General features: G+C 47.5%; 11 protein-coding genes. All 11 read left to right on the top strand.

All coding sequences use genetic code 11. The annotated features are described in order from the left end of the window. Window positions 1-256 precede the first annotated feature (256 nt). On the top strand, window positions 257-628 hold the full coding sequence (secE, locus tag NY07_RS18560; RefSeq protein ID WP_033540843.1) for a preprotein translocase subunit SecE: 372 nt from the start codon (window positions 257-259) through the stop codon (window positions 626-628). Between the two features lie 9 nt (window positions 629-637). Beyond that, entirely contained in the window at window positions 638-1,180 is a 543-nt protein-coding gene (nusG, locus tag NY07_RS18555; RefSeq protein WP_011863955.1) for a transcription termination/antitermination protein NusG, read from the top strand. A gap of 126 nt (window positions 1,181-1,306) precedes the next feature. Beyond that, window positions 1,307-1,735, top strand: a complete 429-nt coding sequence (gene rplK / locus NY07_RS18550; RefSeq protein ID WP_011863956.1) for a 50S ribosomal protein L11 — start codon at window positions 1,307-1,309, stop codon at window positions 1,733-1,735. A gap of 4 nt (window positions 1,736-1,739) precedes the next feature. Next, complete coding sequence (rplA, locus tag NY07_RS18545) at window positions 1,740-2,441, top strand: 50S ribosomal protein L1 (protein ID WP_033540842.1); 702 nt, start codon at window positions 1,740-1,742, stop codon at window positions 2,439-2,441. 267 nt (window positions 2,442-2,708) lie between these two features. Then, window positions 2,709-3,206 carry a 50S ribosomal protein L10 gene (gene rplJ, locus NY07_RS18540; protein ID WP_033540841.1) on the top strand — a complete coding sequence of 166 codons (498 nt, stop codon included), beginning with the start codon at window positions 2,709-2,711 and terminating at the stop codon, window positions 3,204-3,206. Window positions 3,207-3,259: 53 nt separating this feature from the next. Next, complete coding sequence (gene rplL / locus NY07_RS18535; protein WP_033540840.1) at window positions 3,260-3,628, top strand: 50S ribosomal protein L7/L12; 369 nt, start codon at window positions 3,260-3,262, stop codon at window positions 3,626-3,628. A gap of 237 nt (window positions 3,629-3,865) precedes the next feature. Further along, window positions 3,866-7,897, top strand: coding sequence for a DNA-directed RNA polymerase subunit beta (gene rpoB, locus NY07_RS18530; protein ID WP_033540839.1), 4,032 nt, complete (start codon window positions 3,866-3,868; stop codon window positions 7,895-7,897). Between the two features lie 82 nt (window positions 7,898-7,979). Next, window positions 7,980-12,194 carry a DNA-directed RNA polymerase subunit beta' gene (gene rpoC, locus NY07_RS18525; RefSeq protein ID WP_033540838.1) on the top strand — a complete coding sequence of 1,405 codons (4,215 nt, stop codon included), beginning with the start codon at window positions 7,980-7,982 and terminating at the stop codon, window positions 12,192-12,194. A gap of 189 nt (window positions 12,195-12,383) precedes the next feature. Further along, on the top strand, window positions 12,384-12,758 hold the full coding sequence (gene rpsL, locus NY07_RS18520; protein WP_011863962.1) for a 30S ribosomal protein S12: 375 nt from the start codon (window positions 12,384-12,386) through the stop codon (window positions 12,756-12,758). A gap of 80 nt (window positions 12,759-12,838) precedes the next feature. After that, complete coding sequence (rpsG, locus tag NY07_RS18515; protein ID WP_011863963.1) at window positions 12,839-13,309, top strand: 30S ribosomal protein S7; 471 nt, start codon at window positions 12,839-12,841, stop codon at window positions 13,307-13,309. 75 nt (window positions 13,310-13,384) lie between these two features. Continuing rightward, window positions 13,385-15,481, top strand: a complete 2,097-nt coding sequence (gene fusA / locus NY07_RS18510; RefSeq protein ID WP_033540837.1) for an elongation factor G — start codon at window positions 13,385-13,387, stop codon at window positions 15,479-15,481. Window positions 15,482-15,639 lie beyond the last annotated feature (158 nt).

The raw sequence follows: 15,639 nt of genomic DNA, 5'->3' as shown, positions 1-15,639 counted from the left end.
ACTGAAAAAGGCAGCTTAGGCTGCCTTTTTTGTTTTAAGTGATTTAGATTTTGTGTTTATCGGGCTGCAGCTTGCCTTGCCAACAGCACCGAATAAGAATACAATCTATGGCCGATTTTTGACCCTCTGGGCTTACTGTTTGCTCTGGGAGTAAGTTCGGAGAATGTAGTGGTATGGTCAGGGTGAGCACGTTTTGCCTGATGTTAAAAACTGACCAGACTTAAGCTCAGGTCGTAATGAGTAACGGAATTAACCGATGACAACAAATACTGAAAACCAGGGAAATTCTCTGGATATCGTTAAATGGGGCGTAGTAGTTATTCTGCTAGCGGCGGCCATTATTGCTAATCAGATGTATAGCGAAGCTAGTGTATTGGTTCGTGCTATCGGTGTCGTAGTGGCATTTGCGATAGCAGGTTTTATCGCACTTCAAACTGAGAAGGGTAAGCAAGCGCTGTCTTTTGCTCGTGAATCTCATATTGAAGTACGTAAAGTAGTTTGGCCGACGCGTCAAGAAGCCCTAAATACGACATTTATCGTACTAGCGGCAACAGGCATACTTGCATTGATTCTTTGGGGAATGGACGCGGTATTGCTGAGAATTGTTAATTTTATTACGGGCGTATAGGCATTTCCTATGACTGAAGCTAAAAAAAGATGGTATGTGGTTCAGGCCTTTTCAGGTTATGAAGGTCGTGTATGCAAATCATTGCTTGAACACATCAAAATGCACGGTATGGAGCACTATTTCGGTGAGGTACTAGTACCGACCGAGGAAGTAGTCGAAATGCGTGCAGGTCAGCGTCGTAAGAGTGAGCGTAAGTTCTTCCCTGGCTATGTGTTAGTGCAGATGGAAATGAACGATGAAAGCTGGCACTTAGTGAAGAGCATCCCGCGTGTGATGGGTTTCATTGGTGGGACTTCAGATCGTCCAGCGCCTATCTCTGATCGCGAGGCAGATGCAATTCTGCAGCGTCTACAAGAGACTACTGAGTCACCGACTCATCGCGTGATGTTTGAGCCAGGTGAAGTGGTTCGTGTAACCGATGGTCCATTTGCCGACTTTAATGGCACAGTGGAAGAGGTTGACTACGAGAAGAACCGCGTCAAGGTGTCGGTAATGATCTTCGGTCGTTCAACGCCTGTAGAGCTAGATTTCAGCCAGATCGAAAAAAGCTGATTAAATAAAGCACAAAACGTATTGGAAATGGGTGCGGATTTTTGTATAATCCGCACCCATTATTTTCGGGGAGCTAATCGGCATGTCGCCGCTAGCGTTTGTACCCAAACTTGAGGAAAATGTCTCATGGCAAAGAAAGTTGATGGTTACATCAAACTACAAGTAGCAGCCGGTGCTGCAAACCCGTCGCCACCAGTTGGTCCTGCATTGGGTCAAAAAGGTGTTAACATCATGGAATTCTGTAAAGCATTCAACGCTCGTACTGAAAAGTTCGAGAAAGGTATGCCGATTCCAGTTGTGATCACAGTTTACACTGATCGCTCTTTCACTTTTGAAACTAAGACTCCACCTGCTTCATTCCTGCTGCTTAAAGCTGCTGGTCTTAAGTCAGGTTCTGGCCGTCCTAACACTGAAAAAGTGGGAACTATCAAGCGTAGCGCTGTCCAGGAAATCGCTGAGACTAAAGCCGCTGATATGACTGGTGCTGACATTGAAGCGATGACTCGCTCAATCGAAGGTACTGCGCGTTCAATGGGTTTGGTAGTAGAGGATTAATATCATGGCAAAGCTAACTAAACGCGCGCGTTTGATCCGCGAAAAAGTAGAAGCAACTAAGAGCTACGACATCAACGAAGCTGTTGCATTACTTAAAGAACTAGCTACTGCTAAGTTCGTTGAAAGTGTTGACGTTGCGGTTAACCTAGGTGTTGACCCACGTAAATCAGACCAAAACGTTCGTGGTGCTACTGTACTACCACACGGTACCGGTCGTGATGTACGTGTTGCTGTGTTTACTCAAGGTGCTAACGCTGACGCCGCTAAAGAAGCTGGTGCTGAGCTAGTTGGTATGGACGAGCTTGCTGCACAAGTTAAAGCTGGTGAAATGAACTTCGACGTAGTTATCGCATCTCCTGATGCAATGCGCGTTGTTGGTCAGTTAGGTCAAATCTTAGGCCCACGTGGTCTGATGCCTAACCCTAAGACAGGTACTGTAACGCCTAACGTTGCTGAAGCTGTTAAGAATGCAAAAGCTGGTCAGGTTCGCTATCGTAACGATAAGAACGGTATCATCCACACTACCATCGGTAAAGTGGACTTCGAACCTGTTCAACTGAAAGAAAACCTGGACGCACTACTAGGCGCGCTTATCAAAGCTAAGCCTGCTTCTGCGAAAGGCGTTTTCGTTAAGAAAGTAAGCATCTCTACCACTATGGGTGCAGGTGTTGCTGTTGATCAGAGCACTCTGAATCCATCAGCTTAATTTCTTAGCTTGTTTTACAAGGTGTGGGTATTAGTCTATAATGCGCGCACCTTGTGGGTTGAGGACTATTTTCACTTGTGGATTTAGTTCACGTCCAAGATCGTAGGTGTTAGCGATAGCGTTAACTTAATTTCCTACGTAGACGGTGTCGGACCCCAGATAGATTTTATTCTGCCTGGATATTCGCGCCGTAAGTAACTGAGTATTTTGATACTTAGTATGGTAATTGCTAGGGAATTCCCTAGATTGAATCCAGGAGTAAAGCCAATGGCATTAAGACTCGAAGACAAAAAAGCGATTGTTGCTGAAGTCAACGAAGCTGCCAAAGGTGCTTTATCTGCAGTTGTTGCCGATTCTCGCGGTGTAACTGTAGGTGATATGACCGGTCTTCGTAAAACCGCTCGTGAATCTGGTGTTTACGTTAAAGTTGTACGTAACACACTAGTTAAGCGCGCTGTTGAAGGTACTGCTTTTGAGTGCCTAGCTGAGACGTTTACTGGTCCTACTTTGATTGCATTCTCTAATGAGCACCCAGGTGCAGCTGCGCGTCTTCTTAAAGATTTCGCTAAAGCGCAAGAGAAATTTGAAATCAAAGCAGCAGCCTTTGAAGGGGAATTAATCCCTGCAAGCGACATTGATCGTTTAGCAAAACTACCAACATACGAAGAAGCACTAGCACAGTTCATGATGACTCTGAAAGAAGCATCAGCTGGCAAGTTCGTTCGTACATTGGCCGCTCTACGCGATCAGAAAGAAGCTGCTTAATTTTACAAGCCGCTTAAATAAATTGAATTCAGTACAATTAGGAATTTTTTGTTATGTCTATCACTAAAGACCAAATCTTAGAAGCCCTTGCAGAAATGTCTGTAATGGAAGTTGTTGAACTAATCGAAGCAATGGAAGAGAAGTTCGGCGTATCTGCCGCTGCTGCTGTTGTTTCTGGTGGTGCTGATGCAGGCGCTGCTGCTGAAGAGAAGACAGAATTCGACGTAATTCTTACTTCACACGGCGACAACAAAGTTGCAGTAATTAAAGCTCTTCGTGGCGCTACAGGTCTAGGCCTGAAAGAAGCCAAAGGTATGGCTGAATCAGCTCCAGTAGCTGTTAAAGAAGCTATCTCTAAAGAAGAAGCTGAAGCTCTTAAGACTGAACTTGAAGCAGCTGGTGCTGCAGTAGAGATCAAGTAAGTTATACTCTAACTTACAACCTCCCGAGTGATCGGGCGGAGGCTGGCGGTTTTTTAACCGTCGGCCTTTTTTGCGCTGTAAGCGTAGGCGATTTTTTTTCACCGTTTGTCGCCAGATTTCGCAGTTCCTAGCAGAGATTATTGGTTAGGTTCTTGCTTTCAACGGTGATGGGCAAACGTGCTGTTGCAACCTAAGGTTGTTTCAGTCTTGGTCATATCTCGCAATCAGAGGAAACCCATGGTTTACTCCTATTCTGAAAAGAAGCGTATTCGCAAAGACTTTGGTAAGCGTCCACAAGTGTTGGATATCCCTTACCTTCTGTCAATCCAGTTGGACTCGTTTAAGAAGTTCACCGATCAAGATCCTACAGGTGAGCGTGGTTTAGAAGCCGCTTTCCGTAGCGTTTTTCCCATCAAGAGCTTTTCTGGTAATTCAGAGCTGCAATATGTCAGCTATAAGCTAGGTGAGCCAGTTTTTGATGTGAAAGAGTGTCAAATTCGCGGTGTTACATACTCTGCGCCACTACGCGTTAAGCTGCGTATGGTGTTGTATGATCGTGAAGCTGCGCCTGGCACAGTAAAAGACATCAAAGAACAAGAAGTCTACATGGGGGATATCCCTCTGATGACTGAAAACGGTACCTTTGTTATCAATGGTACTGAGCGTGTTATCGTATCTCAGCTACACCGTAGTCCAGGTGTATTCTTCGATCACGACCGTGGTAAGACCCACTCTTCTGGTAAGGTGCTTTATAACGCACGTATTATTCCTTACCGTGGTTCATGGTTAGACTTTGAATTCGATCCTAAAGATGCACTGTTTGTACGTATTGACCGTCGTCGTAAGCTTGCGGCGTCAATCATCCTACGTGCACTGGATTACTCTACCCAAGATATCCTAGATCTGTTCTTCGAACGTGTTCAGTACAAGATCAAGAAAGATACCTTGGTGATGACGCTAGTTGCAGACCGTCTACGTGGCGAGACTGCAAGCTATGACATCAAAGATGCTGAAGGTAACATCTTAGTTGAGAAAGGGCGTCGCATTACTGCACGTCACATTCGTCAACTTGAAAAGACAAATACCACAGAGCTTGAAGTACCTGTTGAGTACATTTCAGGCAAGATTGCTGCACAAGATTACATCGACCCAGATACGGGCGAAGTATTGGTTTCTGCTAACGCCGAAATCAGCCTTGAAGATCTTGCTAAGCTATCTATGGCCGGCATCAAAGAGATCGACACCCTGTACATCAACGAGCTTGATCACGGTGCCTACATCTCTGACACATTGCGTATCGATTCAACCACTAACCGCCTAGAGGCTTTGGTTGAAATCTATCGCATGATGCGTCCTGGCGAGCCGCCAACCAAGGATGCTGCCGAAGCGCTATTCCAAAACCTCTTCTTCAGTGAAGAGCGTTATGACCTGTCTAAAGTAGGTCGTATGAAGTTCAACCGTCGTCTCGGTATCGATGATGACGAAGGTACAGGTATCCTGACCAAAGAAGATATCGTTGCAGTAATGCAAAACATCATCAAGATCCGTAACGGTAATGATGAAGTGGATGATATCGATCACTTGGGTAACCGTCGTATCCGTAGTGTTGGTGAAATGGCTGAAAACCAGTTCCGTGTCGGTCTTGTTCGTGTAGAACGTGCCGTACGTGAGCGTCTAAGCCTTGGCGATCTTAACGAGCTGATGCCACAAGATCTAATCAACGCTAAGCCAATTTCTGCTGCAGTGAAAGAGTTCTTCGGCTCATCTCAGCTGTCTCAGTTCATGGACCAAAACAACCCGCTGTCAGAAGTGACTCACAAGCGTCGTATTTCGGCTCTTGGCCCAGGCGGTTTGACCCGTGAGCGTGCAGGTTTCGAGGTTCGAGACGTTCACCCAACTCACTATGGTCGTCTATGTCCAATTGAGACCCCTGAAGGTCCAAACATTGGTCTGATCAACTCGTTAGCAAGCTTCGCGCGCACTAACTCTTATGGCTTCTTAGAAACACCATACCGCAAGGTAGTTGATGGTGTGATCACTGACCAGGTCGACTACCTGTCAGCTATCGAAGAAGGCCGTTATGTGATCGCTCAGGCGAACATCGAAGTTGATGCGACTGGCCGTATGGTTGAAGAGCAGATCGCGTGTCGTCATAAGGGTGAATCTACCTTTATGCGTGCTGCAGACGTTCAATATATGGACGTATCACCACAACAGATCATCTCTGTGGCGGCATCTTTGATTCCGTTCCTAGAACACGATGATGCGAACCGTGCATTGATGGGTGCGAACATGCAACGTCAGGCGGTACCAACACTTAGAGCTGACAAGCCTCTCGTCGGTACAGGTATTGAGCGCACATTGGCTGTTGACTCAGGCGTGGTTGTTGCGGCTAAGCGTGGCGGTTACGTTGATTATGTTGATGCAAGCCGTATCGTGGTTAAGGTCAATGAAGATGAATTGACACCTGGTGAAGCGGGTATCGATATCTACAACCTGACTAAGTACACCCGTTCTAACCAGAACACATGTATCAACCAGCGCCCATGTTGTAGCGTTGGCGATCCAGTTGTTCGTGGTGATGTTCTAGCCGATGGTCCATCTACCGATTTAGGTGATTTGGCACTTGGTCAGAACATGCGTATCGCGTTCATGCCTTGGAACGGTTACAACTTCGAGGATTCGATCTTAATCTCTGAGCGCGTAGCGCAAGAGGATCGTTTCACCACTATCCACATTCAAGAGCTTTCTTGTATCGCTCGTGATACTAAGCTGGGTAGCGAAGAGATCACTGCCGATATTCCTAACGTTGGTGAGTCTGCGCTGTCTAAGCTGGACGAGTCAGGTATCGTTTATATCGGTGCAGAAGTGAAGGGTGGCGACATCCTAGTTGGTAAGGTTACACCTAAGGGTGAAACTCAGCTGACCCCGGAAGAGAAGCTATTGCGTGCTATCTTCGGTGAGAAGGCTTCTGACGTTAAAGACAGCTCTCTACGCGTACCTAACTCTGTTAAGGGTACTATCATCGACGTTCAGGTATTTACCCGTGACGGCGTTGAGAAAGACAAGCGTGCGGTAGAGATCGAAGAGATGCACATCGCTCAGGCTAAGAAAGACCTGACCGAAGAGTTCAAGATCCTTGAAGAAGGTGTCTTTGGCCGTGCACGTAACCTATTAGCCGCTTCAGGCTTTAGCGAAGCAGAGCTTGATGCGCTGCCACGTCCTCAACTATTGGTGCAAACCATTGATGACGAAGGTAAGCAAACTGAGCTTGAGCAGCTAGCCGAGCAGCATGAAGAGCTAAAAGCTGACTTCGATAAGAAGTTTGAAATTAAACGCCGTAAGATCACCCAAGGTGATGACTTGGCGCCTGGCGTACTTAAGATCGTTAAGGTTTACCTAGCGGTTAAGCGTACTATTCAGCCTGGTGACAAGATGGCGGGTCGTCACGGTAACAAGGGTGTGATCTCTAAGATCAACCCAGTTGAAGATATGCCGTACGACGAAAAGGGTAACCCAGTGGACATCGTCTTGAACCCACTAGGTGTACCATCACGTATGAACATAGGTCAGGTTCTTGAAGTGCACTTAGGTGCCGCAGCCAAGGGCATAGGTGATCGCATCACCGCTATGCTTGAAGAGCAGCGTGAACTTGCAGAGCTTCGTGGCTACATCAAGAAGGTGTACGAATTAGGTGAAGACGTGCAGCAGCAGGTCGATATCGACTCGTTCACCGATGAAGAAGTTCTACGTCTTGCTAAGAACCTCAAAGGCGGTATTCCGACTGCGACTCCGGCATTCGACGGCGCGAAAGAGAAAGAGATTAAGGAAATGCTAGAACTAGCAGGTCTGCCAACCTCTGGACAGCTTAAGTTGTTTGACGGTCGTACCGGTAATGAGTTTGAACGCCCAGTAACCGTTGGTTACATGTACATGCTTAAACTTAACCACTTGGTTGACGATAAGATGCACGCGCGTTCAACAGGTTCTTACAGTCTTGTTACTCAGCAGCCTCTGGGCGGTAAAGCTCAGTTTGGTGGTCAGCGTTTCGGTGAGATGGAAGTATGGGCACTTGAAGCATACGGTGCTGCTTACACTCTACAAGAAATGCTTACTGTTAAGTCTGATGACGTTAACGGTCGTACTCAGATGTATAAGAACATCGTCGACGGTAATCATCAGATGCAACCAGGTATGCCTGAGTCCTTCAACGTATTGCTGAAGGAGATCCGTTCACTCGGTATTAATATCGAGTTGGATCAAGAGTAAGACTTGGCCATCGCCGAAGTTTGGCAATAAACGGTGCTCTGCGAGAGCAGGGCACCTGGTTTAACTCCTTCAGGAGAGAAACGTGAAAGACTTATTAAAGTTTCTGAAACAGCAAAGCAAGACTGAAGAATTTGAAGGCATCAAGATCGGCCTAGCGTCGCCAGATCTGATCCGCTCTTGGTCATTTGGTGAAGTTAAGAAGCCAGAAACCATCAACTACCGTACTTTCAAGCCTGAGCGTGAAGGTTTGTTCTGTGCGCGTATTTTTGGTCCAGTTAAAGACTACGAGTGTTTATGCGGTAAGTATAAGCGTCTAAAGCACCGTGGTGTGATTTGTGAAAAGTGTGGCGTAGAAGTTACCCAGACTAAAGTGCGTCGTGAGCGTATGGGTCACATCGATCTCGCTAGCCCAGTGGCACACATTTGGTTCTTGAAGTCACTTCCGTCTCGTATCGGTTTGATGCTGGATATGACTCTGCGTGATATCGAGCGCGTACTTTACTTCGAATCATTTGTAGTGATCGAGCCTGGCATGACCAGCCTTGAGCGCGGCCAAATGCTGACTGAAGAAAACTACCTCGACGCACTCGAAGAGTACGGTGATGAGTTTGAAGCTAAGATGGGTGCCGAAGCGGTACTTGAGCTGCTACGTGCTATCGATCTTGAGAAAGAGATTGAAGAGATGCGCGAAGAACTGCCATCGATCAACTCTGAGACTCGTCGTAAGAAGATCACAAAGCGTCTAAAGCTCATTGAAGCTTTCTTCACTTCAGGCAACAAGCCAGAGTGGATGATCCTCAAGGTGCTACCGGTTCTGCCACCTGATCTACGTCCTCTAGTTCCGCTAGATGGCGGTCGTTTTGCTACGTCTGATTTGAACGACCTTTATCGTCGTGTGATCAACCGTAACAACCGTTTGAAGCGTCTACTAGACCTGGCTGCACCAGACATCATCGTACGTAACGAAAAACGTATGCTGCAAGAGTCTGTCGATGCGCTATTAGATAACGGTCGTCGTGGTCGTGCTATTACGGGTTCTAACAAGCGTCCGCTTAAATCTTTGGCCGATATGATCAAAGGTAAGCAGGGTCGTTTCCGTCAGAACCTGCTCGGTAAGCGTGTTGACTACTCAGGCCGTTCGGTAATTACCGTTGGTCCTACTCTGCGTCTACATCAGTGTGGTCTTCCTAAGAAGATGGCACTGGAACTGTTTAAGCCATTCATCTATGGCAAGCTTGAAGGTCGCGGTCTAGCCACGACAATTAAAGCGGCTAAGAAGATGGTTGAGCGCGAAGTACCTGAGGTTTGGGACGTACTTGATGACGTGATCCGCGAACACCCAGTAATGCTTAACCGTGCACCAACACTGCACAGATTGGGTATTCAGGCGTTCGAACCTGTACTGATTGAAGGTAAAGCGATTCAACTGCACCCATTGGTGTGTGCGGCCTATAACGCTGACTTCGACGGTGACCAAATGGCGGTTCACGTGCCACTGACGCTAGAAGCTCAGTTAGAAGCACGTTCACTCATGATGTCGACCAACAACATTCTGTCACCTGCAAACGGTGAGCCGGTGATCACACCGTCACAGGACGTTGTATTGGGTCTGTACTACACCAGCCGTGAATGTGTAAACGGCCGCGGTGAAGGTATGGCCTTCGAATCAGTTGCAGAAGTTGAAAAAGCTTACCGCACTGGTGTTGCCGAGCTACATGCTCGCGTTAAGGTTCGTATCACTGAAACCACTATTGGTGAAAATGGTGAGCATACCGAGTCACGTCGCATTGTCGATACGACTGTAGGTCGTGCATTACTATCTCAGGTACTGCCAAAAGGTCTGTCTTATGATTTGGTTAACCAAAACATGGGCAAGAAGCAGATCTCTAAGCTACTGAACACCTGTTACCGTCAGTTGGGTCTGAAAGATACTGTTATCTTTGCTGACCAATTGATGTATACCGGTTTCCACTTTGCGACCGTATCGGGTGCCTCTGTAGGTATCAACGACATGGTGATCCCGGATGAGAAGTACACGCTTGTTGCTGATGCAGAAGCTGAAGTGCTTGAGATTCAGGAGCAGTTCCAGTCGGGTCTTGTAACCGCCGGTGAGCGTTACAACAAGGTTATCGATATCTGGGCAAGTGCGAACGAAAAGGTTTCTAAAGCGATGATGGATAACCTGTCTACTGAGACAGTGATTAACCGTGATGGCGAAGAAGAGACACAAGCTTCGTTCAACAGCATCTACATGATGGCCGACTCAGGCGCTCGTGGTAGTGCTGCACAGATTCGTCAGCTAGCGGGTATGCGTGGTCTGATGGCTAAGCCAGATGGCTCGATCATCGAAACCCCAATTACCGCGAACTTCCGTGAAGGTCTAAACGTACTCCAGTACTTTATCTCTACTCACGGTGCGCGTAAGGGTCTAGCGGATACGGCACTTAAGACAGCGAACTCGGGTTACCTGACTCGTCGTCTGGTTGACGTTGCACAAGACTTAGTCGTTATCGAAGAAGATTGTGGTACCCACGAAGGTCTGACCATGAAGCCGCTGATTGAAGGTGGTGACGTAGTTGAGGCGTTACGTGAGCGTGTTCTGGGCCGTGTGGTTGCAGAAGATGTTTACTACCCAGGTACTGAAGATGTGCTTGCTCCACGCAACACGCTGCTTGACGAGGCTTGGTGTGACAAGCTCGAAGAGCACTCTATCGATGAAGTTATCGTACGTTCAGTAATTAGCTGTGACACTGATTTCGGTGTATGTGCGGCGTGTTACGGTCGTGACTTGGCTCGTGGTCATCTGATCAACCAAGGTGAAGCTATCGGTGTTGTTGCTGCTCAGTCAATCGGTGAGCCTGGTACACAGCTGACGATGCGTACCTTCCACATTGGTGGTGCGGCATCGAGAGCATCTGCAGAGAACAACGTACAGGTGAAGAATGCCGGTACCGTTAAGCTGCACAACGCTAAGCACGTTAGCAACTCAGACGGTAAGCTGGTTATCGTATCGCGTTCATCTGAAATCGCGATTATCGATGAGCTGGGTCGTGAGAAAGAGCGTTACAAGGTGCCTTACGGTACTATCCTGGAGAAGCTAGAAGATGCATCGGTTAACGCCGGTGAAGTCATCGCTAACTGGGATCCGCATACTCACCCAATCGTTTCTGAAGTAGCGGGTAGCATTAAGTTTGTCGATATGATTGAAGGTGTCACCATGACACGTCAAACCGACGAACTAACGGGTCTCTCTTCAATCGTGGTGCTAGATGTTGGTCAACGTCCTTCTGCTGGTAAAGAGATGCGTCCTGCGATTCGTCTGGTTGGGGCCGATGGCAACGACTTGATGATCCCAGGTACCGAAGTACCAGCTCAGTACTTCCTACCAGGCAAGGCGATTGTTAACCAAGACGATAATGCACAAATTGCCGTGGGTGACGCGCTTGCACGTATTCCACAAGAATCGTCTAAGACTCGCGATATTACCGGTGGTCTACCGCGCGTTGCTGACTTGTTCGAAGCGCGTAAGCCAAAAGAGCCTGCGATTCTGGCTGAGTACTCAGGTACTATCTCCTTCGGTAAAGAGACCAAAGGTAAGCGTCGTCTAGTGATAACGCCTGCTGATGGTGGTAAGCCATATGAAGAGATGATTCCTAAGTGGCGTAACCTGAACGTGTTCGAAGGTGAGAAAGTTGAACGCGGTGAAGTGATCGCCGACGGTCCAGAAGCTGCACACGACATTCTGCGTCTACGTGGTATCCACAAGGTGGCTAACTACATCGTTAACGAAGTCCAAGACGTATACCGTCTACAGGGCGTGAAGATTAACGATAAGCACATCGAAGTGATTATCCGTCAGATGCTGCGTAAGTGTGAGATCACTGAGTCTGGTGACAGTGACTTCCTACCGGGCGAACAGGTTGAAGTGTCACGCGTGAAGATCGCTAACCGCGAACTTGAAGCGCAAGGCAAAGCACCTGCTAAGTTCGAACGTGAACTGCTAGGTATCACCAAGGCATCGTTGGCAACTGAGTCATTTATCTCAGCTGCATCCTTCCAGGAAACCACGCGCGTATTGACCGAAGCTGCCGTAGGCGGTAAGAGCGATAAGCTACGTGGCCTGAAAGAGAACGTGATCGTGGGTCGTCTGATCCCAGCGGGTACTGGTTATGCGTACCACAACAAGCGTAATCAGGCAGCACAAAGTGGTCCGGCAGAAGAAGTGCCGGCTATCAGTGCCAGTGAAGCAGAGCAGAACCTTGCCGATCTATTAAACCTGGCGGGAAGCCCTGATTAATCAGGCCTGTTGGTAAATAGATTGTAAAAAAGGCACCGCTGGTGCCTTTTTTTTACTTAAATTGGGTAAAAAGTTGGCTATTTCTTGACAGCGACCCATTACCTTTCTAAAATTTCGCGTCCCACACCTGTGGGATATAGATTTTTCACACCTTACTGTTGAGTTTATTCAACTGATTCGGAGCTATACATGGCAACTGTAAACCAGTTGGTACGTAAGCCTCGCTCGCCAAAAGTCATCAAGACTAATGTGCCTGCGTTGAATGCGTGTCCACAAAAACGTGGTGTTTGTACTCGCGTGTACACAACCACACCTAAAAAACCTAACTCTGCACTACGTAAAGTAGCTCGTGTGCGTCTAACTAACGGTTTCGAAGTAACTTCGTACATCGGCGGTGAAGGCCACAACCTGCAGGAACACAGTGTGATTCTAATCCGTGGTGGTCGTGTTAAAGACTTACCAGGTGTTCGTTATCACACTGTTCGTGGCGCATTAGACTGTGCTGGTGTTAGTGAGCGTCGTCAAGGACGTTCTAAGTACGGAGCTAAGCGTCCTAAGTCTTAACGTTTTCCGTTAAGTAAGGCCAAGCTAGAGATAATTGAGATTCCAGTTTTGGGGTCCCTGAAGCATACGGAGAAATTGTTATGCCAAGACGTCGCGTTGTAGGACAACGTAAAATCCTACCAGATCCAAAATTTAATAGTGAGTTGCTGGCTAAGTTCATCAACGTCATTATGCAGGACGGCAAAAAGTCGACTGCTGAAAAAATCATTTACAAGGCACTAGATGTTGTCGCTGAGAAGAAAGGCGAAGAGCACCTAGTAATCCTTGAAGCAGCCCTGGATAACGTTCGCCCAACTGTCGAGGTTAAGTCTCGTCGTGTTGGTGGTTCTACTTACCAGGTACCATGTGAAGTTCGTCCTGTGCGTCGTAACGCACTAGCGATGCGCTGGTTAGTTGAAGCTGCTCGTAAGCGTGGTGAAAAATCTATGGCTCTACGTCTAGCTGGTGAAATGCTAGATGCTGCCGAAAATAAAGGCACTGCTGTTAAGAAGCGCGAAGACGTGCATCGTATGGCAGAAGCAAACAAAGCGTTTGCTCATTACCGCTGGTAATCTTTTGGTGCAGGCGTTTGCCTGCACCATGTTTTACATCACTAAGGTTTTTACCTTAGTAAAGAGGGTTTAATCGTGGCTCGTACAACTCCAATTGAGCGCTACCGTAATATCGGTATTTGTGCTCACGTTGACGCAGGAAAAACCACAACAACAGAACGTGTCCTTTTCTACACCGGTATGTCTCATAAGATAGGTGAAGTTCATGATGGCGCAGCCACCATGGATTGGATGGAACAGGAGCAGGAGCGTGGTATTACAATCACCTCTGCGGCAACCACTACGTTCTGGCGCGGTATGGATGCTCAATTTACTGAGCATCGTATCAACATCATCGATACTCCTGGCCACGTTGACTTCACTATTGAAGTTGAACGTTCGCTGCGTGTACTTGATGGCGCAGTCGTTGTGTTCTGTGGTTCATCTGGTGTTGAACCTCAGTCCGAAACTGTATGGCGACAAGCGGACAAGTACCACGTCCCGCGCTTAGTGTTTGTCAATAAGATGGACCGCGCTGGTGCTGACTTTGAACGCGTCGTTGGACAGATACGTAACCGTCTGGGAGCGACCTGTGTACCGATCCAGTTAAATATCGGTGCAGAAGAAGAGTTTAAGGGTGTCATTGACCTGATCAAGATGAAGGCCATTAACTGGAACGAATCAGATCAAGGTATGACCTTCACTTATGAAGAAATTCCCGCAGAGCTGGCCGATAAGGCCGCTGAGATGCGTGAATACCTAGTTGAGAGTGCGGCCGAAGCCTCTGAAGAGCTGATGGATAAATACCTTGAAGAAGGTGAACTGTCAGAAGAAGAGATTAAGTCTGCATTACGTCAGCGAACTCTGGCTAACGAGATTGTGCTAGCTACCTGTGGTTCTGCATTTAAGAACAAAGGTGTCCAGGCAGTTCTCGATGCTGTGGTTGACTATTTGCCATCGCCAGTCGAAGTACCTGCTATTAAGGGTATCGACGACAAAGAGAATGAGGTTGAGCGTCCTGCGGACGACAACGCGCCTTTCTCTGCGTTAGCATTTAAGATCGCAACGGACCCATTCGTTGGAACGCTCACCTTTATGCGTGTTTATTCAGGCGTATTGGAAACCGGTTCAGGCGTATATAACTCGGTCAAACAAAAGCGTGAGCGTATTGGTCGTATGGTGCAGATGCACGCAAACGACCGTAAAGAGATCAAAGAAGTGCGCGCTGGCGACATCGCCGCTGCCATTGGTCTTAAAGATGTTACTACCGGTGACACCTTATGCGATGCTGACCATAAAGTTATTCTCGAACGTATGGAGTTCCCTGAGCCCGTAATCACGATTGCGGTGGAACCAAGATCCCAGGCCGACCAAGAGAAGATGGGGATTGCGCTGCAAAAGCTTGCTGCGGAAGATCCTTCATTCAGAGTCGAGACCAACGAAGAGTCGGGTCAAACCCTGATCTCGGGAATGGGTGAATTGCACTTAGACATCATCGTTGACCGTATGCGTCGCGAGTTTAGTGTCGAGTGTAACGTGGGTAAACCACAAGTCGCGTATCGTGAAACTATTCGCTCGCGTGTAGAAGTTGAAGGCAAGTTTGTGCGTCAATCGGGTGGCCGAGGTCAATTTGGTCATGTTTGGTTGCGGCTAGAACCTCAAGAAGAAGGTTTTGGCTACGAATTTGTCAACGAGGTTGTTGGTGGTGTTGTTCCAAGAGAATACATCCCTGCAGTAGATAAAGGTATCCAGGAACAGATGAAGAACGGTGTATTAGCCGGTTTCCCTGTACTGGACGTTAAAGTGACGCTGTTCGACGGCTCTTACCATGATGTCGACTCGAATGAAATGGCGTTTAAAGTTGCCGGTTCCATGGGCTTTAAGAAGGGTGCTCTCGAAGCAGATCCTGTGTTACTCGAACCTTGTATGAAGGTTGAAGTAACTACCCCTGAAAGTTACATGGGAGATGTAGTAGGCGACTTGAACAGACGTCGCGGCTTGATCGAAGGTATGGACGACGGCATTGGCGGCGTCAAAATCGTTCGAGCTGTAGTACCTCTATCTGAAATGTTTGGTTACGCAACGGACTTACGTAGTGCAACTCAAGGACGTGCTTCTTACTCTATGGAGTTCCTGAAGTACTCTGATGCACCGCAGAATGTTGCTAAATCAGTTATAGAAGCGCGCGGATAACCGCAAACTAGTCTATAACTCATAATTGAATGCTATTGCTCAGCGAGACTGAGCATTTCTGAAAAGAAAGGAATATATCGTGGCTAAAGAAAAATTTGAACGTAGTAAACCCCATGTTAACGTTGGTACCATCGGTCACGTTGACCATGGTAAAACAA

This window comes from Shewanella sp. ECSMB14101 (assembly GCF_000773485.1).
In the GTDB taxonomy this organism is placed as follows: domain Bacteria; phylum Pseudomonadota; class Gammaproteobacteria; order Enterobacterales; family Shewanellaceae; genus Shewanella; species Shewanella marisflavi.
This window is presented reverse-complemented; position numbering and strand designations above follow the sequence as displayed.